Annotated in this window: 21 protein-coding genes; 15 read left to right on the forward strand and 6 right to left on the reverse strand. The window is 71.8% G+C overall.

Annotated elements, in window-relative coordinates:
- The first annotated feature begins 59 nt into the window (after positions 1 to 59).
- A complete protein-coding gene (locus ACO2TI_RS02405) occupies positions 60 to 455 on the forward strand; it encodes a PPC domain-containing DNA-binding protein (RefSeq protein ID WP_423281844.1) in 396 nt (131 codons plus the stop codon).
- Here ACO2TI_RS02405 and ACO2TI_RS02410 read toward each other — a convergent pair.
- The 3 genes from ACO2TI_RS02410 to ACO2TI_RS02420 all read right to left on the reverse strand — a co-directional run bounded on the left by ACO2TI_RS02410 (position 452) and on the right by ACO2TI_RS02420 (position 4,991).
- Positions 452 to 1,285, reverse strand: coding sequence for an alpha/beta fold hydrolase (locus ACO2TI_RS02410; protein ID WP_423281845.1), 834 nt, complete (start codon positions 1,283 to 1,285; stop codon positions 452 to 454). The two genes, ACO2TI_RS02405 and ACO2TI_RS02410, sit on opposite strands and share 4 nt — an antisense overlap.
- Before the next feature lie 10 nt (positions 1,286 to 1,295).
- Entirely contained in the window at positions 1,296 to 3,170 is a 1,875-nt protein-coding gene (locus ACO2TI_RS02415) for an ATP-binding protein (protein WP_423281846.1), read from the reverse strand.
- A gap of 93 nt (positions 3,171 to 3,263) precedes the next feature.
- On the reverse strand, positions 3,264 to 4,991 hold the full coding sequence (locus ACO2TI_RS02420; RefSeq protein ID WP_423281847.1) for a long-chain fatty acid--CoA ligase: 1,728 nt from the start codon (positions 4,989 to 4,991) through the stop codon (positions 3,264 to 3,266).
- A 205-nt stretch (positions 4,992 to 5,196) separates the two neighbouring features.
- On the opposite strand from ACO2TI_RS02420, the gene ACO2TI_RS02425 reads away from it, so the two are divergent.
- From ACO2TI_RS02425 to ACO2TI_RS02450, 6 genes are all read left to right on the forward strand, one after another.
- Positions 5,197 to 5,964, forward strand: a complete 768-nt coding sequence (locus ACO2TI_RS02425) for a transporter substrate-binding domain-containing protein (protein ID WP_423281848.1) — start codon at positions 5,197 to 5,199, stop codon at positions 5,962 to 5,964.
- A gap of 15 nt (positions 5,965 to 5,979) precedes the next feature.
- Positions 5,980 to 6,639: an amino acid ABC transporter permease gene (locus ACO2TI_RS02430; protein ID WP_423281849.1), complete on the forward strand. Its 660-nt coding sequence runs from the start codon at positions 5,980 to 5,982 to the stop codon at positions 6,637 to 6,639.
- Positions 6,640 to 6,886: 247 nt separating this feature from the next.
- Positions 6,887 to 7,540, forward strand: coding sequence for an amino acid ABC transporter permease (locus ACO2TI_RS02435; RefSeq protein ID WP_423281850.1), 654 nt, complete (start codon positions 6,887 to 6,889; stop codon positions 7,538 to 7,540).
- The gene (locus tag ACO2TI_RS02440) at positions 7,524 to 8,312 is read left to right on the forward strand and encodes an amino acid ABC transporter ATP-binding protein (protein ID WP_423281851.1); all 789 of its coding nucleotides are present in this window, start codon (positions 7,524 to 7,526) and stop codon (positions 8,310 to 8,312) included. Before ACO2TI_RS02435 ends, ACO2TI_RS02440 begins: the two co-directional genes overlap by 17 nt.
- Before the next feature lie 227 nt (positions 8,313 to 8,539).
- Positions 8,540 to 10,057, forward strand: a complete 1,518-nt coding sequence (gene adh, locus ACO2TI_RS02445) for an aldehyde dehydrogenase (RefSeq protein ID WP_423281852.1) — start codon at positions 8,540 to 8,542, stop codon at positions 10,055 to 10,057.
- Positions 10,058 to 10,070: 13 nt separating this feature from the next.
- Entirely contained in the window at positions 10,071 to 10,439 is a 369-nt protein-coding gene (locus ACO2TI_RS02450; RefSeq protein ID WP_423281853.1) for a DUF779 domain-containing protein, read from the forward strand.
- Here the strand turns inward: ACO2TI_RS02450 and ACO2TI_RS02455 are convergent.
- Together ACO2TI_RS02455 and ACO2TI_RS02460 are read right to left on the reverse strand one after the other, a co-directional pair.
- Positions 10,436 to 10,894 (reverse strand): hypothetical protein, encoded by a 459-nt coding sequence (locus tag ACO2TI_RS02455; protein ID WP_423281854.1) that lies wholly within the window; start codon positions 10,892 to 10,894, stop codon positions 10,436 to 10,438. The two genes, ACO2TI_RS02450 and ACO2TI_RS02455, sit on opposite strands and share 4 nt — an antisense overlap.
- A 114-nt stretch (positions 10,895 to 11,008) precedes the next feature.
- Positions 11,009 to 12,337, reverse strand: a complete 1,329-nt coding sequence (locus ACO2TI_RS02460) for a S8 family serine peptidase (protein ID WP_423281855.1) — start codon at positions 12,335 to 12,337, stop codon at positions 11,009 to 11,011.
- 66 nt (positions 12,338 to 12,403) lie between these two features.
- Between ACO2TI_RS02460 and ACO2TI_RS02465 the strand changes: the two genes are divergently transcribed.
- From ACO2TI_RS02465 to rarD, 6 genes are all read left to right on the forward strand, one after another.
- On the forward strand, positions 12,404 to 12,913 hold the full coding sequence (locus tag ACO2TI_RS02465) for a sigma-70 family RNA polymerase sigma factor (RefSeq protein ID WP_423281856.1): 510 nt from the start codon (positions 12,404 to 12,406) through the stop codon (positions 12,911 to 12,913).
- A complete protein-coding gene (locus ACO2TI_RS02470; protein WP_423281857.1) occupies positions 12,910 to 13,662 on the forward strand; it encodes a hypothetical protein in 753 nt (250 codons plus the stop codon). Before ACO2TI_RS02465 ends, ACO2TI_RS02470 begins: the two co-directional genes overlap by 4 nt.
- A gap of 40 nt (positions 13,663 to 13,702) precedes the next feature.
- Positions 13,703 to 14,437 (forward strand): DUF1345 domain-containing protein, encoded by a 735-nt coding sequence (locus ACO2TI_RS02475; protein ID WP_423281858.1) that lies wholly within the window; start codon positions 13,703 to 13,705, stop codon positions 14,435 to 14,437.
- Positions 14,438 to 14,498: 61 nt separating this feature from the next.
- The gene (locus ACO2TI_RS02480) at positions 14,499 to 14,849 is read left to right on the forward strand and encodes an FKBP-type peptidyl-prolyl cis-trans isomerase (RefSeq protein WP_423281859.1); all 351 of its coding nucleotides are present in this window, start codon (positions 14,499 to 14,501) and stop codon (positions 14,847 to 14,849) included.
- Positions 14,850 to 14,917: 68 nt separating this feature from the next.
- Entirely contained in the window at positions 14,918 to 16,807 is a 1,890-nt protein-coding gene (locus ACO2TI_RS02485) for a diguanylate cyclase domain-containing protein (RefSeq protein WP_423281860.1), read from the forward strand.
- A gap of 89 nt (positions 16,808 to 16,896) precedes the next feature.
- Entirely contained in the window at positions 16,897 to 17,772 is an 876-nt protein-coding gene (gene rarD, locus ACO2TI_RS02490) for an EamA family transporter RarD (RefSeq protein WP_423281861.1), read from the forward strand.
- Positions 17,773 to 17,795: 23 nt separating this feature from the next.
- On the opposite strand, the gene ACO2TI_RS02495 is transcribed toward rarD, so the two are convergent.
- Positions 17,796 to 19,082, reverse strand: coding sequence for a sensor domain-containing phosphodiesterase (locus tag ACO2TI_RS02495; RefSeq protein WP_423281862.1), 1,287 nt, complete (start codon positions 19,080 to 19,082; stop codon positions 17,796 to 17,798).
- Between the two features lie 250 nt (positions 19,083 to 19,332).
- Between ACO2TI_RS02495 and ACO2TI_RS02500 the strand changes: the two genes are divergently transcribed.
- Complete coding sequence (locus tag ACO2TI_RS02500; RefSeq protein WP_423281863.1) at positions 19,333 to 20,652, forward strand: TAXI family TRAP transporter solute-binding subunit; 1,320 nt, start codon at positions 19,333 to 19,335, stop codon at positions 20,650 to 20,652.
- Positions 20,649 to 21,971: an NAD(P)/FAD-dependent oxidoreductase gene (locus tag ACO2TI_RS02505; RefSeq protein WP_423281864.1), complete on the forward strand. Its 1,323-nt coding sequence runs from the start codon at positions 20,649 to 20,651 to the stop codon at positions 21,969 to 21,971. Before ACO2TI_RS02500 ends, ACO2TI_RS02505 begins: the two co-directional genes overlap by 4 nt.
- Positions 21,972 to 21,975 lie beyond the last annotated feature (4 nt).

The following is a 21,975-nucleotide window of genomic DNA, read 5'->3' on the forward strand; positions in this document are numbered from 1 at the left end:
GCCCGCGTCGCTCGGCTGGGCTTGCGCACGCCGCCGTCCCCGCTGGCTAAGATGGCCGCATGGAGGCCCTGCCGCTGCGCCTGACACCCGGCGCCGACCTGCGCGGCGCGCTCGAAGCGCTGCTGCGCGAGCGCGGCTGGGAGGCCGCCTTCGTGCTGGCCGGCATCGGCAGCTTGAGCGAGGCGCGGCTGCGCCTGGCCAACGAGCGCGAGACGCGGGTCGTGGCCGGCCCGCTCGAGCTGCTGAGCCTGGCGGGCACGCTGTCGCCGGACGGCCCTCATCTGCACGCCAGCGTGGCCGACGCGCACGGCGCGACCATGGGCGGCCACGTCGCGCCCGGGTGCATCGTGCGGACCACCGCCGAGCTGCTCCTCGCGCCGCTGCCGGGCTGGCGCTTCGCGCGCCGCCTGGATGCGCAGACCGGGTGGGCCGAGCTGGAGATCGAGCCGAGCTAGGAGTCGGCCCCGGCCGCCAACGCGGCGAGGAACGAGCGCAGCCGAACCTCCAGCGCCTGCGGCGCGTCCAGGCTCGGCAGGTGCGCACTGCCATCGATGGCGCCGCCTTGCACTCCCGGAATGCGCGTGAGCAGGCTCTCGCAGCGCGTGGCCAGGTGCGGGAAATCCAGCGTGCCCCACAGCACCAGGGTGGGCACGGCGACCTGCTCGAGGCGATCCCAGGCCGAGGGCGGATCGACCGGCGGCCCCGCATTGCCGGCACGCAGCGCGCGGCCGTTCATCTCGAGGAAGAGCCGGCGCGCGTCGCCGCCCACCCGGCCGCGCGCAGCCAGCGGACCGTCGAGCCAGACGCGCGCCTCGAACTCGTTGAGCGCCTCGAGATCGCCCGCCGCCTCGACCGCTTCGTAGGCGTCGAACAGTGCCTGGATCTCGGGTGCCGGCTGTGATGGCTCGGGCGCACCGCTGACGGCCGGCGCCACCAGCACCAGCGCCGCGACGCGCTGCGGTTGCTCGAGTGCGGCATCGAGCGCAATGCGCCCGCCCTGCGAGCAGCCGACCAGCACGGCGCGTTCCACGTTCGCGGCGTCGAGCACCGCGAGCAGGTCATCGACCTGCGCATACGCCCGCGGCTCGCGCACGTGCGTCTCGCCGAAGCCCCGCCGGTCGTAGCGGATCACGCGCCTCTCAGGCGCGAAGGCGTCGACGCAACCCTGCCACATGCGGCTGTCGGCAACACCCGCGTGCAGCAGCACCAGGGGCGCGCCGGCGCCGCCGCCGTCGTCCCACCAGGCCAGATCGGCCGAGGCGCGGACCAGCGTGCGGCGGCTCATCGGCGCGGCCTCAGGCGTTCGCGCCGGATCGCTCGCCCGGCGCCGCCAGCAGCCGCGCCATGTCGTCGAGAAAGCCGCTGAAGTCCAGCGGCTTGGTCCAGTACTCGAGCGCACCGGCCTCGCGCGCCAGCGCGATCTCGTCGGGCATCGCGCTGGCCGACAGCGCGACGACGCGCAGCGACTGTGTGCGCTCATCGGTGCGCAGGCGACGCATCACGTCGAAGCCGTCGATGTCGGGCAGGCGCATGTCGAGCAGCACCAGGTCGGGTTGCAGCCGCACGGCCAGCTCGACGCCGCTCGCGCCGTCCACCGCGTGCACCAGCTGCACCTTGGGCCAGCGCGCGAGCAGCTGTTCGATCACCAGCATGTTGACCGGGTTGTCCTCGACGTAGAGCACCACGCCGCGCGGGTCGCGATGCTGCACCGGCGCCGCCGGCGCGGGGGCGGGCAGGGGTTGCGCATCGCTGCGCCGCTCGCCGGCGGCCCCGGCTTGCGGCAGCGAGACGCGCACGCGCGTGCCCTGCCCCGCGTGGCTCTCGACCGCGAGCTCGCCGCCCATGAGCAGCACCAGCTCGCGCGTGATCGTGAGGCCGATGCCGGTGCCTTCGATGCCGCCGCGCTCGCGGCCGAGCCGGTTGAACGGCTCGTACAGCGAGTGCAGCTGCTCGGGCGTCATGCCCAGGCCGTTGTCCTCGACCTCGAGATGAAGGCGGGAGCCGGCGCTCGTGAGGCTCAGCGTGACGCGTCCGCCCGGCCGGTTGTATTTGATCGCGTTCGACAGCAGGTTGAGCAGCACCTGGCGCAGCCGCGTCGCGTCGGCGCGCACGTGCCAGCCGCCGCCCGTCGCGTCGGGGCCTTCGAGCCGCACGCCGTACTGCGCCGCCAGCGCCTCGGACAGGCGCAGCGCGTCGGCCACCGGTTCGCGCGCATCGAGCGCCTCGAGGTGGACCTGCAACGCGCCGGCCTCGATGCGCGAGACGTCGAGCACGTCGTTGATCAGCGCCAGCAGATGCCAGCCGGCGCTGCGGATCTGCGCCAGCTGGGCGAGCTGGTGCTCGTTGAGCGGCTCCGCGGAGGACTCGAGCAGCTGCGTGAAGCCGAGCACGGCATTGAGCGGCGTGCGCAGCTCGTGGCTCATGCGCGAGAGGAACTCGCTCTTGGCGCGGTTGGCGGCTTCGGCGCTGCGTTGCGCCTCGCGCGCGACGTCGGCGGCGCGCCGCTCGGTGACGTCTTCGGCGACCCCGCCGATGCCGACCACCTCGCCGCGCTCGTTGCGCAGCACCGAGGCGCGGTCGCGCAGCCAGCGCCAGCCGCCGTCAGCGTGGCGGATGCGGTACTCGATGCTGCGCGAACCTTCTATCAGCAGGCTCGCCGCGGAGGCGGACACCGCCGCCCAATCGTCGGGATGCACGAGCCGAAGCCACAGGTCGGGGTCGCGCATGAACTCGTCGGGCGCGCGGCCGTAGACGCCGAGCGCGGCGGGGCTGACGTAGTGCAGCGTGCGGCCGTCGGGCGAGGCGAACCAGGCCACTTCGGCGAGGTTGGACATCAGGTGGCGCCAGCGGCTTTCGCTTTGCAGCGCGCGGCGATGCTGTTCGCGGATCTGCTGGCGGCGCACTGCCAGGCGCGTCGCCGCCTGCCGCACGACGAGGAACAGGCCGACGGCCGTCAGCATCACGAAGCTCAGCCCCTTGCCGACCTCCACCCGCTCGCGCAGCGGCGCCGCGAGGGCCAGGCGGTCGAGCAGCGCGGAGGTGCCGACGATCCACAGCGTCGACGCCGCGAGGTACAGCAAGGCCCAGCGCAGCGCGGTGCGGTTCGCGATGCGCGTGGCGCTGCGGCGCAGGCTCAGGGTGTCGGCCGAAGCCGGGGTCGGGTCAGGCACGGGCCGCAGTATCGGCCAGCCCCGCGCAGACTTGAGGCCGGGATCGCCCTCCCGTCAAGCGGCGGATGACGCCCGGCTGCGGCTGGGCTGCAGCTACGCAGCGCCTTCGCGCTGGTTCTCGCGATCCTGCAGCACCCGCCACAGCACCTTGCCGGCGCCGGACTTGGGCAGTGCGTCGACGAACTCGACCTCGCGCGGGTATTTGTAGGCAGCCATCTGCTCGCGCGCCCAGTCGATGATGTCCTGCGCCGTCACGTCGGCATGGTCGTGACGCTTGACGACGACCGCCTTGACCGATTCGCCGCGGTAGGCGTCGCGCGTCGAGATCACGCAGGCCTCCTGCACGGCCGGATGCTTGTAGAGCATCAGCTCCACCTCGGCCGGCCAGACCTTGAAGCCGCTCGCGTTGATCATGCGCTTGAGGCGGTCGGTCAGGAAGAAGTAGCCCTCCTCGTCCATGCGGCCGAGGTCGCCGGTGCGGAAGAACAGCTTGTCGTCGCCCTTGATCTTCACGAAGGCCTGCTGGGTCGCCTCGGGGTGGCGCCAGTAGCCCTTGAAGACCATCGGGCCGTGCGTGACGATCTCGCCCACCTCGCCGGGCGGCAGCTCCTCGAGCGTGAGCGGATCCACCACGCGCGCGTCGACGCCGAAGATCGGCATGCCCAGGCACTGCAGCTTGGCGCGCTCGGGCGGGTTGCCGTGCGAGGGCGCCGCGGTCTCGGTCAGGCCGTAGCCTTCGGCGAAGGTCAGGCCGAACTCGTCTTGCAGGCGCTGCGCCACGGCATGCGGCATCGCCGCGCCGCCGCCGCTGAGGTAGCGCAGCGACGAGAGATCGAAGGACTTGTAGTTCGGGCTGCCGAAGAGATCGATGATCATCGTCGGGATGCAGGTCCAGTGCGTGACCTTGTAGCGCGAGATCAGCTGGCCCGCGAGCTCGCGGTCCCAGCGCGGCATCAGCACGACGGTGCTGCCCAGGTAGACCGAGCCGAGCACGCTGTAGAGCATGCCGGTGATGTGGAACAGCGGCACCACGCCGAGCGCCACGCTCTCCGGCCCGCCGTAGCCCCACTGGCCGCCGCCGACCGCGTTGGACATCAGCGTGCGGTGCGTGTGCATGCAGCCCTTGGGCAGGCCGGTGGTGCCCGAGGTATAGGGCAGCAGCGCGAGGTCGTCGGGCTGGGCGGTGTGCGGGCCGGGCTGGTGGCCGGCCTCGATCGCGTCGGTCCAGCGCGTGACGGCGAGGCCTTCAGCGCGCGGCAGCGGCGGCTCGGCGCGCAGCCACTGGTCCATCGCCGCCGGCACCGCGAGGCCGGGCTCGAAGCGCTCGGGCAGCAGGTCGGCATAGCGCGTGACCACCAGGTGCGCCAGGCGCTGCTGCGCCGGCAGCGCCGCGTTGGCCTGCGCGACGTTGGCGGCGAGATCGGCGCTGCAGATCACGACGCGGGTCTCGGGGTCGGCGATGTAGTGGCCGAACTCCTCGGCCTTGTTCATCGGGTTGACCGGCACGACCACCGCGTTGGCGCGCAGCGCCGCATACAGGCTGACGACGAACTGCGGGCAGTTCTGCATGTACAGCGCGACGCGGTCGCCGGCCTTCACGCCGGCCACCTTCTGCAGCCAGCCCGCCAGTGCCTCGGCGCGGCGGTACAGGTCGCAGTACGAAACCTCTCGGCCGAAGAAGACGTAGGCCGCCTTGGCCGGCCAGCGGTGCGCCGCAACCTCGAGGTTGAACCACAGCGTGGTGTCGGGGATCGCCAGCTCGCGCGGCAGTCGCTGGGGCCAATGCTTCAGGTGCGGACGGTCGGCGGGCACGGCGGGCAAGACGCTCTCCTCGGAAGGAATCGTTCGAGTGTGCGGGTATAGCGCCGTCGCCGCGGCACCAACAGAGGGATGCTCCCCGGCGACCCTGTCGCTTGCGGGACAAAAGTGGCCATCGCGGTGCACGTGCGCACCGCCTCGGGGTGCCCCGTTTTGGCACACATCATGCTTCGAGGGGTGCGCACCTCCATTCGGCCTGGAACCGTCCATGATTCGCAAGCTTCTTCTTTCACTCGCCCTGGTCACCCCGCTCGCGCATGCCGACGTCCTCGACGACGTGATGGCCAAGAAGAGCATCTCGATCGCGGTTCCGACCGACTTCCCGCCCTACGGCTTCGTCGCCACGGACCTCAAGCCGCAGGGCCTGGACGTCGACATGGCCGGCCTGATCGCCGCCAAGCTCGGCGTCAAGCTCGAGCTGGTGCCGGTGACGAGCGCCAACCGCATTCCCTACCTGCAAACGCGCAAGGCCGACCTGGTGATCTCCACGCTGGGCAAGAACCCCGAGCGCGAGAAGGTGATCGACTTCAGCGCCGCCTACTCGCCGTTCTTCCAGGCCGTGTTCGGCCCAAAGACCATCGCGGTCAAGGGCCCGGCCGACCTGGCCGGCAAGAGCGTCTCGGTCACGCGCGGCGCGATCGAGGACATGGAGCTGACCAAGATCGCGCCGGCCTCGGCCGACCTCAAGCGCTTCGAGGACAACAACGCCACCGTCTCGGCCTTCGTCTCGGGCCAGGTCCAGCTGATCGCCACCGGCGCCTCGGTGGCCGGCAACCTGATGGCCAAGAACCCGCAGCTGGGCACCGAGTTCAAGTTCGTGCTCAAGGACTCGCCCAACTTCATCGGCATCGCCAAGGGCGAGGACAAGCTGCGCGCCAAGGTCAACGAGGTGATCGCCGAGGCCAAGAAGAGCGGCGATCTCGACAAGCTGGCCGTCAAGTGGCTGGGCCGTCCGGCTGGCGACCTGCCGCAGTAAGCCGCGGTCCTCCCGATGATCGCCTTCGACTTCGGCGCGGTGCTCGCCGAATGGCCCCAGCTCGCCAAGGGCGCGGGCGTAACGCTCGCGCTCACGGCCGTGTCGGCCTCGGTCGGCGTGGCGCTGGGCGTCGTCTGCGCGTGGACACGCACGCAAGGTCCGGCCTGGGCGCAGCGCTTCGTCGGCGCCTACGTCGAGGCGATCCGCAACACGCCCTTCATCGTGCAGCTGTTCTTCCTGTTCTTCGGCTTGCCGAGCGCGGGCGTGCGGCTGTCGCCGGAGCTGGCGTCGGTGCTGGCGATGGTGATCAACCTCGGCGCCTACGCGGCCGAGATCGTGCGCGGCGGCCTCGTCGCAACGCCGCGCGGGCAGGTCGAGGCGGGCCTGAGTCTTGCGCTCACCGAGCGCCAGGTGTTCCTGCGCATCGTGCTGCCGCCCGCGCTCAAGCGCGTCTGGCCGGCGCTGAGCAGCCAGATCGTCATCGTGATGCTGGGCTCGGCGGTGTGCGGCCAGATCTCGACCGCCGAACTCTCGTTCGCAGCCAACCTGATCCAAAGCCGCAACTTCCGCGCGTTCGAGGCCTACATCGTCGCGACGGCGGTCTACCTGCTGCTGGCGATCGGGGTGCGGCAGCTGATGCGCTGGGCGGGGCCGCGGTTCGTGTTTGGACGATGACATGGGGCTGGACCGCTTCTCTTCTTTCACTGCCGGGCACGGTGGGGAGCAAAGGCTGGTCCGGACAGGCCGCGTCGCTTCGGTGAGGCGGTCGGCGCCGTGCGCCGACTCCCCTGCGCTTCTCGGCCTTGCGGCGGCGCGCCCCCGAAGCGCGCACCACAGCGCCGTCGGCGCGCAGCGCCGACCGCCCCATCCGCACGGCGGCCAGACACCGCCTGCCGCGCCCCTCGCTCGAGGCCACTGACGCATGGTCGACTTCACCCTCTGGGACATCTTCCGCAACCTGCTGCTCGCCGCACGCTGGACTGTGGTGCTGTCGCTGATCGCCTTCGTCGGCGGCGGACTGGTCGCGCTGGCATTGCTCGTGGCAAGGCTCGCCAAGCTGCGCGGTGCGCAGCCTGCCGTCGCCACCTACGTGCAGCTCTTCCAAGGCACGCCGCTGCTGATGCAGCTCTTCCTCGCCTACTTCGGCCTGGCGCTGTTCGGCATCAACGTCTCGCCCTGGGTCGCCGCTGCGCTTGCGCTCACGCTCTACACCAGCGCCTTCCTCACCGAGATCTGGCGCGGTTGCGTCGATGCGGTGCCCAAGGGCCAGTGGGAAGCCGCGCAGGCGCTGGCGATGGACCTGCGCGAGCAGCTGCGCCACGTGATCGGCCCGCAGGCGTTGCGCATCGCGCTGCCGCCGACGGTGGGCTTCCTGGTGCAGGTGATCAAGGGCACGGCGCTCGCCTCGGTGATCGGCTTCGTCGAGCTCACCAAGGCCGGCTCGATGATCACCAACGCGAGCTTTCGCCCTTTCACCGTCTACGCCTGCGTGGCGCTGATGTACTTCCTGTTGTGCTGGCCGATCTCGGCCTGGAGCCGATCGCTCGAAAGGACGCTGCATGTCGCTCGCCGTTGAAGTTTCCGCCGCCCCCGGGACCGCGTCGGCAGGCGGCCACGGCATCGTCGAGATCCGCGGCCTGCGCAAGCGCTATGGCGCCAACGAGGTGCTCAAGGGCATCGATCTGACCGTCAAGCGCGGCGAAGTGATTGCGCTGATCGGCAAGAGCGGCTCGGGCAAGAGCACGCTGCTTCGCTGCATCAACGGCCTCGAGTGCCACGACGAGGGCACGCTGTCGGTCGAGGGCCAGCCGCTGGACCACGCCAACCCCGCGTCGATGCGCGAGCTGCGCCAGCGCGTGGGCATGATCTTCCAGAGCTTCAACCTCTTTCCGCATCTCACCGTGGGCCGCAACGTGATGCTCGCGCCCGGCCTGGTGCGCAAGACCTTGCCGCTGCGTGCCAAGGAGCAGGCCGAGCGCCTGCTCGCGCGCGTGGGCCTGGCCGAGAAGTTCGACGCTTGGCCCGACCAGCTCTCAGGCGGCCAGCAGCAGCGCGTGGCGATCGCGCGCGCGCTGGCCATGGAGCCCGCAGTGCTGCTGTGCGACGAGATCACCTCGGCGCTCGACCCCGAGCTGGTCGGCGAGGTGCTGCGCGTGGTGGAATCGCTGGCCGCCGAGGGCATGACCTTGCTGATGGTCACGCACGAGATGGCGTTCGCGCGCAAGGTCAGCGACCGCGTCGTGTTCATGCACGCCGGGCGCATCCACGAGATGGGGCCGCCCGAGCAGCTGTTCGGTGCGCCGGCGACGCCGGAACTGCAGCAGTTCCTCGCCTCGGTGCACGGCTAATCCAGGGCCCCCCAACGCTCACTGCGTTCGCAGCCCCCCGGGGGCTGGCCGGCCGCCGATGCGGCGCGGTGACGCGCCGCTGCTCCAAGTTGTGACGCTGTCACGTTCTTCATAGGGGTACGCGCCAGCGTGTGTGCACGCGGCGCGATTCGCACACTGGCGACACGCCGCCCGTGGCCCTTGGAGTCCTGCGCGGCAGCCGACCACGACCTGCCCGAGGAGCCCCCATGAGCCTGCGCATCAACGACATCGCCGTCGACAACCCGTTCAAGCCCCGCTACGCCAACTTCATCGGCGGCGAGTGGGTACCGCCGGTGGACGGCCAGTACTTCGTCAACCTCACGCCGGTGACCGGCAAGCCGCTGTGCGAGGTGCCGCGCTCGAACGAGAAGGACATCAACCTCGCGCTCGACGCCGCGCACGCCGCCAAGGACGCCTGGGGCAAGACCTCGCCGACCGCGCGCGCCAACATCCTCAACAAGATCGCCGACCGCATCGAGCAGAACCTGGCGCGCATCGCGCTGGCCGAGACGCTGGACAACGGCAAGCCGATCCGCGAGACCACGCACGCCGACATCCCGCTCGCGATCGACCACTTCCGCTACTTCGCCGGCTGCATCCGCGCCGAGGAAGGCTCGATCGCCGAGATCGACCACGAGACCTACGCCTACCACTTCAAGGAGCCGCTGGGCGTGGTGGGCCAGATCATTCCGTGGAACTTCCCGATCCTGATGGCGGTGTGGAAGCTCGCGCCCGCGCTGGCCGCGGGCAACTGCGTCGTGCTCAAGCCGGCCGAGCAAACGCCGGCGTCGATCCTCGTCGTGCTGGAGCTGATCGCCGACCTGCTGCCCAAGGGCGTGCTCAACGTCGTCAACGGCTTCGGGCTGGAGGCCGGCAAGCCGCTGGCCTCGAGCCCGCGCATTGCCAAGATCGCCTTCACCGGCGAGACCACGACCGGGCGCCTGATCATGCAGTACGCCAGCCAGAACCTGATCCCGGTGACGCTGGAGCTCGGCGGCAAGAGCCCCAACATCTTCTTCGAGGACGTGATGGCGGCCGACGACGCCTACTTCGACAAGTGCCTCGAAGGCTTCGCGATGTTCGGCCTCAACCAGGGCGAGGTCTGCACCTGCCCGAGCCGCGCGCTGGTGCAGGAATCGATCTACGAGAAGTTCATCGAGCGCGCCATCAAGCGCGTGCGCGCGATCAAGCAGGGCAACCCGCTCGACGCGAGCACGATGATCGGCGCGCAGGCCTCGGCCGAGCAGCGCGAGAAGATCCTCTCGTACCTCAAGCTCGGCCGCGACGAAGGCGCCAAGCTGCTCACCGGCGGCGAGCCCGCGGTGATGGAAGGCGAGCTGGCCGGCGGCTACTACGTCCAGCCGACCGTCTTCCAGGGCCACAACAAGATGCGCATCTTCCAGGAGGAGATCTTCGGCCCGGTGCTGTCGGTGACGACCTTCAAGGACGAGGCCGAGGCGCTGGCGATCGCCAACGACACGCTCTACGGCCTGGGCGCCGGCGTGTGGACGCGCGACGGCAGCCGTGCCTTCCGCATGGGCCGCGGCATCCAGACCGGTCGCGTGTGGACCAACTGCTACCACGCCTATCCGGCGCACGCCGCGTTCGGCGGCTACAAGCAGTCGGGCATCGGCCGCGAGACGCACAAGATGATGCTGGACCACTACCAGCAGACGAAGAACCTGCTGGTCTCCTACAGCCCGAACGCCCTCGGCTTCTTCTGACCCGGAGCTGCGCGTGACCACCGTGACGCGCGTGTCGGCCACGCCCGCGGCGCTCGAGCTGATCGAGCGCCTGCGGGCGCAGCACGGCGAGCTTCTGTTCCACCAGTCGGGCGGCTGCTGCGACGGCAGCGCGCCGATGTGCTTTGCGCGCGGCGAGTTCCTCGTCGGCGATGCCGACGTGCAGCTCGGCGAGATCGGCGGCGTGCCGTTCTACATGAGCCGCTCGCAGTTCGAGTACTGGCAGCATACGCACCTGGTCATCGACGCGATCGCCGGCAACGGCGGCATGTTCTCGCTCGAGCGGCCGACCGGTCTGCGCTTCCTGACGCGCTCGCGGCTGTTCACCGGCGAAGAGGCGGCCGCGTTGCCGAAGATCGCTTAGCGACTCGCCGAGGCGTTCGCCGAGCCAGAGACCGCGAGCGAGCCCGAATCGCGCGACGCGCTGGCGCCGGCCGAGGCACTGCCTTGCCCGTCGCCGGCGGCGGCGGTCTCGGCGCTCTTCGCGCCGTCGCCGGCCGCGGTCTTGGCATCGGCCGCCTTCTGGGCCGCAGCCGCTTTCGCGTCGGCCGCCTTCTGGGCCGCGGCCGACTTCGCTTCGGCCGCCTTGCCCGCGACATCGGCAGGACGCGGCGCCATCGAGCCGTTCAGGCTGCCGCCGAAGGTGCCGGCTCCCGTCATGCCGCCGATACCCCCGCTGAGACCGCCACCGAGACTGCCGCCCAGCGCACCGCCGCCGGCGCCGCCCAGCGGGCCGGCATGCGCCGTCGTCGCCAGCACGCAGGCCGACAGCACGGCGATCGATACTGTCGAGCGAAGCACGAAACCACCGTTGAACATGACGTCACTCCTTTGCGTTGTTGCAAGAGCCGGCCGATCCGGCCCTTCATCCAGCACAACGACGTGACGCCCGTGCTTCTTCCCTCGATAACGTAACGAGCTGTGTGCTGGCGGCTAGTCGCCGGCGCGCATCGCGCTCGCGCGCGTCGGTGCCGCTTCGCCGACCAACCCGAAGCCGTAGACCGGATCGCGGCCCGGCGTGCCGAGGTCGATCGCGCCGGCGGCCAGCCGCGCCAATGCCGCCGATGCGGCCTGCGGATCGGGCTGCGCAAGCCAGCGTGCCAGCAGGCCCGCGACCACCGGCGCCGCGAACGACGTGCCGCGCGCGGCACGCCAGCCGCCGCCAGCGCGCGCGACCGCCAGCTCCGCGCCGGGCGCGGCCAGCATCACCTGAGGGCCCTGCGCCGCCTCCGGCAGTGCGCGCCGCGCCGGCGTGACACCGGTGACGCCGACCACGCCGGGATAGGCCGCCGGATACAGCGGCGGCGCGGCGGGCCCGTCGTTGCCGACCGCGGCAACCAGCAGATGGCCGCGTCGCAGCAGCGCCTGCACCGCCAGTTCGAGCAGGCGGTTGGGCGGCCCGACCAGGCTCACGTTGACCACCGGCACCTGCTCGCGCGCCATCCAGGCCAGCGCGGCGGCCACCTCCTCGGCCGAACCGCCCACGGGCCGCTCGCAATAGACGTCGGCGGCAAACAGCGTGGCTTGCGGAACGGCGCCCGCAAAGCCGCGCTCGCGTCCGACGAGCAGCGAGGCGACCGCCGTGCCGTGCGCGCTCGGATGCGCCTCGCCGCCGCAACCGAAGGCACGCAGGCTCGCCTGCGCGAACGCCGGGTGGCGGCGATCGACGCCGCCGTCGACCAGGCCGACACGCAGCGGCGCCGCGCCGGGCGGCGCCTTCGCGGCCGTCGCGGGCGCGGCGCTCACCTCGCCGCCCGGCAGGTAGAGATGGTTGAACTCGACCACCGCGTTCGCATCGAGCCGGCGCAGGCGCTCGGCGCCCGCGGCGCTGCCGAGCTCGCGCGGCGGACGCAGCACCAGCTTGCGCAGGCCCAGTTCGGGCCAGTCGTCCTGGCGCAGCAGCACGAAGCCGTCGGCCAGCGCCTGCTCGACGCTGGCCGCGGCCGGCGACAGCCACAGCAACTCGCCGCGGCGGATCGGATCGCCCAACGGGTCGGCCTCGACGAGGTCCGGATGGCGCAGCAGCAGATCGCGCACCGCCCGCTCGCGCAGCGCCTGCAGCGGCGCCGGGCGCTGCAGCCGATCGGCCAACGGCTCGCCGAGCGGCGGCGTGGACGGCACCGTGGGCAGCGCGGGCAGGTTCAGCGACGGCAGGCGCAGTTGCGCCAGCGCCTGCGCCGGCAGCACAGCGACGAGCGCCAGCCCGGCCAGCCAACGGCCCGCACGGCGCGCGGCGGTGATGTGTCGGGGCTTGCTCCTCATGTCGTCGAAAGCATAACGAGCGAGGCCGGGAAGAAAATCCGCGCGACGATCGTTCTACCGGCATCGATGGCCAGCTTCCCGGACTCCGACGTGCGACTGCAGATCGCGGCCCTGCTGCCGCGCCTGCGCCGTTTCGGCCGCACGCTCGCGCAGCGCCGCGAGGATGCCGACGACCTGGTGCAGGTCGCGCTCGAGAAAGCGCTGACGCGCACCGACCAGTGGACGCCTGGCACGCGTCTGGACAGCTGGATGTTCCGGATCATGCAGAACGCCTGGATCGACGAGCTTCGCGCGCGCGAGCGCCGCGAGCAGACCTTTCGCCCCGAGGAAGACGGCGAGCATGTGGGTGTCTCGCCGACCGAGGCGCAGATCGATGCGCTGGCGGTGCGCAAGGCCGTTGCGCAGCTCGGCGAGGACCAGCGCGCGGTGGTCGGTCTGGTGCTGGTCGAGGGCCTGGGCTACCAGGAGGCGGCCGAGGTGCTGGGCATCCCGATCGGCACGCTGACCAGCCGCCTGGCGCGCGCCCGCCAGGCGCTGCAGGCGCTGTTGAGCGAGCGCAAGGAGTTGGCCCGATGAGCACGAACGCAGGTGATCCGACGAACTGGACCGACGAGGCCCTGATGGCCTATGTCGACGGCGAGCTCGACGCCGCGGCGCGACGTGAGGTCGCGGCTGCGGTGCTGGCCGATGCGGCGCTGCGCGAGCGCGTCGCCGCGCTCCAGGCGCAGCGCCAGCGCGTCGCCGCGGCCTTTGCCGGCGCGCTCGACGAGCCGGTGCCCGAGCGGCTGCTGGCGCCGCTGTCGCCACCGGCCGGCGTGGTCGACCTGGCCGGCGAGCGCGCACGCCGCCAGGCGCGCGCCGCCACGCCGCGCTGGCTGCAATGGGGCGGCATCGCGGCCAGCGTCGCACTGGGCGTGCTGCTCGGCTTGCAGCTCGAGCCGCGCGGCGATGCGGCGCTGCTGGCCGAGCGCGACGGCCGGCTGGTCGCCACCGGCGCGCTGGCGCAGGCGCTGGCCTCGCAGCTCGCCAGCGAGCCGGCGCCGGGCGCTGCCGTCGCGCTGCAGCTGAGCTTCGTCGATCGCGACGGCCGCTACTGCCGCAGCTTCAGCGCCGCGCGCGTGGCCGGGCTGGCCTGCCGCGACGGCGGGCAATGGATGGTGCAGGCGACCGGCAGCGTCGATGCGGCGGCCGACGGCGCCATGCGCCAGGCCGACACCTCGCTGCCGCGCGCGGTGCTCGAGGCGGTCGACGAGCGCCTTGCCGGCGGCAGCACGCTCGACGCGGCGCAGGAGCGCGCCGCGCGCGACCGCGGCTGGCAACGTTGAACCGCCGGACCGCGGCAATCGGCAACGGCGAACCGAGCCCATGGCCGATCGGCCGCGAGCACGGGCCTCGCTAGCATCGGCACGTGAAGACGCGCGAACACGCCCCATCGGCGCCCCGCCATGCCCACCCGCGGTCGGCCATGGCGGCACCTGGCGGCTGGCCGCCGCGGCCCTGGTCGGTCTCGCGGTCGGCATCGCCGCCGCGTTCGCGCAGCATGGCGCGCACCGCCTCGAACCGTTGCTGTGGGGCTGGTGCGCCTTCGCCGCGACCGCGCTGCTGCTGGCCGCGCACGTCGTCTGGCGCTCGCACACCAGCTTGCGCGGCGTCGAGCGCGAGGATCCGAGCAGCCTGCTGTTGCTGCTGCTGGTGCTCGGCGGCTGCGCACTGAGCCTGGTCGCCGTCGGCGCGGTGCTGGTGGGTCTGCGTGCGCGGCCCGACGAGGAACGCCTGGGCGCCGGCGCGCTGGCCGGCGCGACGGTCAGCCTGAGCTGGCTGCTGATCCACGTGCGCTTCGCGTTCCACTACGCGCATCGCTTCGTCTCGGCGCGGCGCCACGCCGCCGCGCCGGCGCTGCTGTTTCCCGGCGATCACCCCCCCGACTACGGCGACTTCCTGTACTTCTCGTTCGTGATCGGCATGACCTCGCAGGTCTCGGACGTGCAGGTGACGACGCGCGCGATGCGCCGCCTGGTGCTGTGGCATTCGCTGCTGGCGTTCGCGTTCAACATGCTGATCCTGGCGCTGGGCATCAACGCGGTGGCCGGCGCGCTGTAGCGCGGGCGCAAGCGGCCAGCGGCTATGCTCGCGCCCTTTCACGCCCACCGAGGAGCACGCCATGCCCACCACCGCCTCCGGCCTGCAGTACGAAGACACCGTCGCCGGTTCCGGCGACACCGCCGCCGCCGGCCACGAGGTCCGCGTGCACTACACCGGCTGGCTCTACAACGACGGCGTCGCCGGCCGCAAGTTCGACTCCAGCAAGGACCGCGGCGACCCGTTCGAGTTCTCGCTCGGCGCCGGCATGGTGATCCGCGGCTGGGACGAAGGCGTGGCCGGCATGAAGGTCGGCGGCACGCGCCGACTGGTGATCCCGCCTCAGCTGGGCTACGGCGCGCGCGGCGCCGGCGGCGTGATTCCGCCCAACGCGACGCTGCTGTTCGAGGTCGAGCTGCTGGCGATCGCTTGATACAGCGCAAAGGCGGCGTTCAAGCTTCAGCAGCGGCCTTCCGATAACGGGGGCCGACCTGTGCCGCCATGTCCGACCCTGCCTTTGCCACCGCCGCCCTGCGGCGCCTTGCCCGCGTGCCGCTGACCGCGGCGGTGCTGGCATGCGCGGCGAGCGTGCTCGCCGGCCTGGCCGTCGTGACGAACATCGCGCTGCGTGCCGAGTGGCGCGAGCAGGTCGAGCAGACGCTGCGCGACGCCGACCGCACCGCGCAGCGGCTCGCGCTGCGGGTCGAGGAGGTGCTGCACCGCGGCGACCAGATCACCAGCCTGGTCAAGTCGATGCGCGAGGCCGGCCATCCGGTCACGTTGACCGACCTGCGGCACGCCGGCCTGCTGACCTTCGACGTCGCGCGCGCGGTGTTCGTCACCGACGCGCGCGGCATGGTGATCGACGGCACCTCGCCCGACATCCCGACCGCGATCGCCGACGAGCCCGCGTTCCAGCGCCATGCGCGCTACAACGACCTCGGCCTCACGATCGGGCCGCCGCAGCGTCACTACATGGGCGGCTGGTACATGCCGGCGATGCGCGGCATGGCACGCGGCGGTGCCGAGTTCGACGGCGTCGTCGTGGCCTACCTCGATCCGGCGACGCTGACCGAGGGCTTCGGCGCCGGCGAGGCGCCCGGCACGGCGATCACGGTGGTCGGCCTCGACAACGTGCTGCGCTCGCGCCTGCGCGACGATCAGCTGCAGTTCGAAGGGCGCATGGATACGCAACGAATGCTCGGGATCGCAAAGCGCCAGCGCATCGACCACGAAGCGGCCAGGAGCCCCATCGACGGCCGCGACTACTTCATCGCCGCGGTGCCGGTGGACGGTCAGCCGCTGTTCGCCGTCGTCGGCGTGGCCAGCGACACGGTGATCGCGCGCTATGCGCGCGCACGTGGGTCGGTGCTCGGCTGGGCAGGTGCGTTCGGCACGCTGGTGGTGCTGGGCGCGCTGGCGCTGTGGCGCCAGGCGCACGACCTCGAGCGCAGCCGCCGATCGATCGGCCAGGCGCAGGCGCTGCTGGCGGCCACGCTGGAAGGCAGCCTCGACTCGGTGGTCGTGCTGCGCGCCGAGCATGAGGACGGGCGCATCGTCGACTTTCGCATCACGCATGCCAACACGCGCGCGGCCTCGATGATGAAGCTGGACCACGAGCAGCTCGTCGGGCGGCGCCTGTGCGAGGTCGCGCCGACGATCCGCGACGGCGGCTTCCTGCCGAACTTCATCCGCGTGTGCGAGACCGGCGTCGCGGCCGAGGGCGAGTCGCCCGGGCTGGAGCCCTCGCTGCGTGGGCGCTGGCTGCATCACCAGCTGGTGCCGGTCGAAGGCGGGCTGGCCTTGATCACGCGCGACGTCACCGACCAGCGCGAAGCGGCGCGCACGCTCGAGGAACAGGCGCGCCAGCTGGCCGAGCTGGCGCGCGTGGACACGCTGACCGGCCTGCCCAACCGGCGCCACTTCGGGGAGCACCTGCGCCAGGCCTGCGGGCGCGCCGAGCGCAGCGGCGAACCGCTGGCGCTGATGTTCATCGACCTCGACGGCTTCAAGCAGGTCAACGACAACCTCGGCCACGAGGCCGGCGACGCGCTGCTGCTTGCGGTGGCCGAGCGCCTGGTCGATGCGGTTCGCCGCGTCGACTTCGTCGCGCGGCTGGGCGGCGACGAGTTCGTGATCGTTCTCGAAGGTGCCGGCGGCGAAGCCGACCGCGCCGCGCAGTGCGAACGCGTGATCGCCGCGCTGTCGGCGCCGCATGTGCTCAAGGGTCGCCGCGTCGTGGCGACGCCCAGCATCGGCCTGGCGGTCTGGCGCCGCGGCGAGGCGCTGGACTCGCTGCGCCAGCGCGCCGACGCCGCGATGTACCTCGCCAAGCGCGCCGGCAAGGGCCGCTGGCGAGCCGCCGAGGACGCGCCGCGCCTGACGGCCTGACGCCGCGCACAAGCCCTGCGCCGGCGCGGCTGCCGCAGCTGGCCGAGAATGCGCGCCCCGCGCCCGTACGGCGCCGAAGCGCGTTCCCCATGCAAACCGGCATCCTGCAAGCCGCCCTCGCCTATTTCTGCTGGGGCCTGTATCCGCTGTACTTCAAGGCCTTGCAACAGGTGCCGCCGATGGAGATGCTGGCGCACCGCATGGCGTGGTCGCTGGGCTTCATCGTGCTGGTGCTGGCCGCGCAGCGCCGCTTCGCGTGGTTGGGCGCCGCGCTGGCCGACCGCCGCACGCGCTGGACCTTTCTGGCCAGCGCCTGCGTGATCTCGCTGAACTGGTTCATCTACATCTGGGCGGTCGTGAACCAGCGCGTCGTCGAGGCCAGCCTGGGCTACTTCATCAACCCGCTGGTCAACGTGCTGGTCGGTTGGCTGGTGCTCAAGGAGCGGCTGCGTCCGGTGCAGTGGAGCGCGGTCGCGCTGGCCGCGGCCGGCGTCGCCTGGCTGACCTTCGATGCCGGCCACCTGCCGTGGATCGCGCTGCTGCTGGCGGTGAGCTTCGCGAGCTACGGGCTGCTGCGCAAGACCGCGCCGCTGGGCGCGCTCGAGGGGCTGTCGATGGAAACGCTGCTGCTCGGGCCGGTGGCGATCGCGGCGATCGCCTGGTGGGCCGCGCACGGCGAGCTGCGCTTCGCCGACGCGAGCGTCGGCACGCAGGCGCTGATCGCCGCGGCCGGGCCGATCACCGCGATCCCGCTGCTGCTGTTCGCCGCCGGCGCGCGCCGCATCCCGTTCTCGCTGCTGGGCCTGTTGCAGTACATCGGTCCGACGCTGCAACTGCTGGTGGGCGTGTGGCTGTTCCACGAACCGTTCCCGCCGGCACGCGCGGCCGGCTTCGCGGCGATCTGGGCGGCGCTGGCGGTTTACAGCGCGGAGAGCTGGCTGAACTCACGCCGCCGCGCGGTTTGACTCCCGCTCGGGGGAGAGGGAGCTCAGGGGCAGACGAGGTCGCCGCAGACGACCCGCAGCTCGCCGCCATCCGCGCCCGGCATGCGGAAGGCCGTGGACACCGTGATGCACAGGTGCGTGCCGTGCAGCGTGCGGTACGGCCGGGTCACCTGCACCTTGCCCGGGCTGCCGATGGCCTGGCGGAAATAGGGCCGGCGGGCCCAGCGCGCGCCGCGCGTGTCGCGAAACGGCGCGTAGACCGTGCCGCTGAGCGAGACGGGCCCCTGGACCCACTGGTTCTCGCCGATCTGATGGCCTTGCGGGCCCAGCAGGTAGCAGACCTCGGCGCCGGGCAGGTCGAGGAAGGGCCGCGCCGCGGCCTCGAACGGATGGCCGGCCGCGAGCAGCGCGGCGGCATAGCCGATCGCGTTCTGGAACGGCGCGATCGCCTCGCGCTGGCCGCGCTGCTCGTCGCGCCAGCGATGGTCGAAGCCGGCCCAGAGATGGTCGATGACCGGCTGGCCATGGTCCGCGGCGACCAACGTCGGCCCCGGGCGCGCGAAGTACCAGCCCTGGATCAGGTCGGCATCGGCCTCGAGCGCGACATGGGCCTCGGACTCGGTCTCGACGCCCTCCATCAGCACCAGCGCGCCGCACTCGTGCAGCAGCGAAACCATCTGCACGACGACGCGTCGCACCGAGGCGTCGGCGGCCGCGCGCGCGATCAGGCTGCGGTCGAGCTTGACGATCTCGGGCTTGAGGCGCCAGACGCGGTCGAAGTTGGAATGCCCGGCACCGAAGTCGTCGAGCGCGATCAGGCAGCCGCGCGAGCGCGTGAGCTCGACCGCGGCGTCGAAGTCGGCGTCGTCGCGCACCGCGTCCTCGAGCACCTCGATGACGATCTGCTCGCCGCGCACGCCGAAGTGGTCGAACAGGCGCCGCTGGAACGCGTCGTTCACCAGCTGCGGCGAGCGCAGGAAGACCTGCGGATGCATGTTGAGGAACAGCCACTGCGAGCCGCGGTTCATGCGCGTCCAGTTGGCGGTGTGCATCGCGCGCACGAGCCGGTCGCGCCACAGCAGCGAAGGGAAGTCGTCGCCGGCGAAGAACTGCGGCGGCGAAACCGCCTGGGCGCGGGCATCGCTGGCCCGCAACAGGGCCTCGTGGCCAACCACGCGCCCGTGCGAGACGCTGAAGATCGGCTGGAAGTGGCTGCGCAGTTCGAGACCGGCTTCGCGCGCGAAGGTCGTGCCGGCACGCGCATCGCGTTCCAGGCGATCGAGGGCGAGGTCGAAGGATTGCGGCGGCGCGGACTGCGTGGAGACGGTCATCGTGGATAGATCGCACACGGGCGACCGTGCGCCTCGTGGGCGCCTCGGCGAAAGTGGCGCGATTGTGGCCGGCCCGGCGGCGCGGTAAAGCGTCGAAATGCGGCACTGGTCACGCCGTGACGCGTTGAATGCGCCCCTGGCAGCACAATCGAGGTGCATCGTCAGCCCGCCGACGACTTCCATGGCCGAAGAAGAAGCCGCACAGCTAACCGAGAGTTCCTCCGCGTCGAAGCCATCCTCGCGCTGGTCGATGCGCGAGCTGCTCGCCACCGGCGGCCCGTTCGTGCTGCTGGGCGCCGCGGCGCTGGCGCTGGCGTACTGGCTGGTGCAGCCCAACCCGCCCAAGCGCGTGGTGCTGGCCACCGGTGCCGAGCAAGGCGCCTATGCCGAGTTCGGCAAGCGCTACCAGGAACAGCTCGCGCGCCACGGCATCGAGGTCGTGCTGCGCGGCACGCAGGGCTCGGCCGACAACCTCAAGCTGCTCGAGGATCCCGACGGCGAGGTCGAGTTCGCCTTCGTCCAAGGCGGCGCCGACCGCCAGCGCCAGCCCGACGAGCCGCCGCCCGAAGGCCTGGTCGCGCTGGGCAGCCTGTTCTACGAGCCGGTGTGGTTCTTCTACCGCGAGGACAGCGCCCGGCGCCTGCTCGGCCGCGCGCGCCTGCAACGGCTGGCGCAGCTGGCCGGCTGGAAGCTCAACATCGGCGCGCCCGGCAGCGGCGTCACCAACCTGATGCTGCGCCTGATCGACCTCAACGGCCTCGAGCGCGAACAGCTCACGCTCACGCGCCTGGGCCAAACGCCGGCGGTGGTCGAGTTCCTCGAGGGCCGGCTCGACGCGGTGGCCTTCACGTCGGCGCCCGAGGCGCCGATGGTGCAGATGCTGCTGCAGACCCCCGGCGTCGGGCTGCTGGACTTCGCCCAGTCGGAGGCCTATGCCCGCCGGCTGCCGGTGCTCGCGCCGGTGGTGCTGCCGCGCGGCGTGATCGACCTCGCGCGCGACCTGCCGCCGCGCGACGTGCACCTGGTCGCGCCGACCGCGATGCTGGTCGCGCGCGAGAGCGCGCATCCGGCGCTGCAGCAGCTGTTCGTGCAGGCCGCGCGCACGATCCACGGCGAGGCGGGCTGGTTCCAGCGCCGCGGCGACTTCCCCTCGCCGCGCAACGTCGAGTTCCCGCTGGCCAAGGAAGCCGAGCGCTTCTATGCGAGCGGGCCGTCGTGGCTGCAGCGCTACCTGCCGTTCTGGCTCACCAACCTGGTCGACCGCATGTGGGTGGTGATCGCCTCGATCATCGTCGTGCTGATCCCGGCCTCGCGCATCGTGCCGCCGCTGTACGAGATGCGCGTGCGCTCCAAGGTGTTTCGCTGGTACGGCCGACTGCGCCAGATCGAGGCGGCGCTCGAGCGCGAGCCCTCGGCCGCCCAGGCGCGCACGCTGCGCCAGTCGCTCGAGGAGCTGGACACGCGCGTGGGCCGCATCAACGTGCCGCTGTCGCATGCCGACGAGCTGTATGCGCTGCGCAGCCACATTCATCTCGTTCGCAAGAAGCTGCTGAGCCTGGAGGGTGCATGACGAAGGTGGTGATCATCGGTTGCGGGTTCGGCGGCATCGAGGCCGCGCGCTCGCTGGCGAAGTCCAATGTCGACGTCACGCTCGTCGACCGCACCAACCACCACCTGTTCCAGCCGCTGCTGTACCAGGTCGCGACCGCCGGCTTGTCGGCGCCGTCGATCGCCGCGCCGATCCGCCACATCCTGCGCAAGCAGATCGCGCGCGGACGGCTCACGGTGCTGATGGGCGAGGTGGTCGACATCGACGTCGCGAACCGCGCCGTGGCGCTCGACAGCGGCGAGCGGCTGCCCTACGACGAGCTGATCGTCGCGGCCGGCGCGACGCACAGCTACTTCGGCCACGAGGCCGACTGGGCGCCGCACGCGCCCGGTCTGAAGACGCTGGCCGACGCGTTCGAGCTGCGCCGCCGCGTGCTGCTGGCCTTCGAGCGCGCCGAGTGCGAGAGCGACCCCGCCGAGCGCGCCGCGTGGCTGAGCTTCGCGGTGGTCGGCGGCGGTCCGACGGGCGTCGAGATGGCCGGCACGCTGGCCGAGATCGCGCGCCACACGCTGCGCGGCGAATACAAGCGTATCGACTCGCGCGCGACGCGCATCGTGCTGGTCGAGGGCGCGCCGCGCGTGCTCGGCGCGCTGCCCGAGGACTTGTCGGCACGCGCCGCGCAGCAGCTCGAAAAGCTCGGCGTGCAGGTGCTCGCCGGCGCGCGCGTGACCGGCATCGACGCCAGCGGCCTCGACTACGACGCGGGCCACGGCACGCAGCGCCTGCCGGCGCGCACCGTGATCTGGGCCGCCGGCGTCGCCGCCTCGCCGCTCGGCCGGCTGCTGGCCGAGCGCACCGGCTGCACGCTCGACCGCGCCGGGCGCGTGATCGTCGAGCCTGACCTGTCGATCGCCGGGCACGCGAACATCCAGGTCATCGGCGACCTCGCGGCCGCGAAGAGCTACCCCACGCGCGGCGAGCCGACGCCGGTGCCGGGCGTGAGCCCGGGCGCCAAGCAGATGGGCCGCTGGGCCGCCGCCAACCTGCTGCGACGCCGCCGCGGCGACGCGACGCGACGGTTTCGCTACATCGACTACGGTTCGCTCGCGACCATCGGCCGCCACAGCGCGGTCGCGATGGTCGATCTGCCGCTCGTGGGCCCGGTCAAGTTCAGCGGCCTGCCGGCCTGGCTGTTCTGGCTCTTCATCCACTTGTACTTCCTGATCGGCTTTCGCAACCGCTTCGTCGTACTGATGGACTGGGCCTGGGCCTACTTCAGCTTCGAACGCCATGCGCGCGTCGTGGCCGATGCACCGCGGCCCGCGCCGCCGCAAACCTAGAATC

The sequence above is a fragment of the Caldimonas sp. KR1-144 genome (assembly GCF_049446155.1).
GTDB lineage: Bacteria > Pseudomonadota > Gammaproteobacteria > Burkholderiales > Burkholderiaceae_C > Rivibacter.

What these genes read in the sequence shown, in the direction of transcription:
- ACO2TI_RS02405 (WP_423281844.1), top strand. Translation starts at nt 60, where the DNA reads ATGGAGGCCCTGCCGCTGCGCCTGACACCCGGCGCCGACCTGCGCGGC.
- ACO2TI_RS02410 (WP_423281845.1), bottom strand. Translation starts at nt 1,285, where the DNA reads ATGAGCCGCCGCACGCTGGTCCGCGCCTCGGCCGATCTGGCCTGGTGG.
- ACO2TI_RS02425 (WP_423281848.1), top strand. Translation starts at nt 5,197, where the DNA reads ATGATTCGCAAGCTTCTTCTTTCACTCGCCCTGGTCACCCCGCTCGCG.
- ACO2TI_RS02430 (WP_423281849.1), top strand. Translation starts at nt 5,980, where the DNA reads ATGATCGCCTTCGACTTCGGCGCGGTGCTCGCCGAATGGCCCCAGCTC.
- ACO2TI_RS02435 (WP_423281850.1), top strand. Translation starts at nt 6,887, where the DNA reads ATGGTCGACTTCACCCTCTGGGACATCTTCCGCAACCTGCTGCTCGCC.
- ACO2TI_RS02440 (WP_423281851.1), top strand. Translation starts at nt 7,524, where the DNA reads ATGTCGCTCGCCGTTGAAGTTTCCGCCGCCCCCGGGACCGCGTCGGCA.
- adh (WP_423281852.1), top strand. Translation starts at nt 8,540, where the DNA reads ATGAGCCTGCGCATCAACGACATCGCCGTCGACAACCCGTTCAAGCCC.
- ACO2TI_RS02455 (WP_423281854.1), bottom strand. Translation starts at nt 10,894, where the DNA reads ATGTTCAACGGTGGTTTCGTGCTTCGCTCGACAGTATCGATCGCCGTG.
- ACO2TI_RS02460 (WP_423281855.1), bottom strand. Translation starts at nt 12,337, where the DNA reads ATGAGGAGCAAGCCCCGACACATCACCGCCGCGCGCCGTGCGGGCCGT.
- ACO2TI_RS02465 (WP_423281856.1), top strand. Translation starts at nt 12,404, where the DNA reads ATGGCCAGCTTCCCGGACTCCGACGTGCGACTGCAGATCGCGGCCCTG.
- ACO2TI_RS02470 (WP_423281857.1), top strand. Translation starts at nt 12,910, where the DNA reads ATGAGCACGAACGCAGGTGATCCGACGAACTGGACCGACGAGGCCCTG.
- ACO2TI_RS02475 (WP_423281858.1), top strand. Translation starts at nt 13,703, where the DNA reads ATGGCCGATCGGCCGCGAGCACGGGCCTCGCTAGCATCGGCACGTGAA.
- ACO2TI_RS02480 (WP_423281859.1), top strand. Translation starts at nt 14,499, where the DNA reads ATGCCCACCACCGCCTCCGGCCTGCAGTACGAAGACACCGTCGCCGGT.
- ACO2TI_RS02485 (WP_423281860.1), top strand. Translation starts at nt 14,918, where the DNA reads ATGTCCGACCCTGCCTTTGCCACCGCCGCCCTGCGGCGCCTTGCCCGC.
- rarD (WP_423281861.1), top strand. Translation starts at nt 16,897, where the DNA reads ATGCAAACCGGCATCCTGCAAGCCGCCCTCGCCTATTTCTGCTGGGGC.
- ACO2TI_RS02495 (WP_423281862.1), bottom strand. Translation starts at nt 19,082, where the DNA reads ATGACCGTCTCCACGCAGTCCGCGCCGCCGCAATCCTTCGACCTCGCC.
- ACO2TI_RS02500 (WP_423281863.1), top strand. Translation starts at nt 19,333, where the DNA reads ATGCGCGAGCTGCTCGCCACCGGCGGCCCGTTCGTGCTGCTGGGCGCC.
- ACO2TI_RS02505 (WP_423281864.1), top strand. Translation starts at nt 20,649, where the DNA reads ATGACGAAGGTGGTGATCATCGGTTGCGGGTTCGGCGGCATCGAGGCC.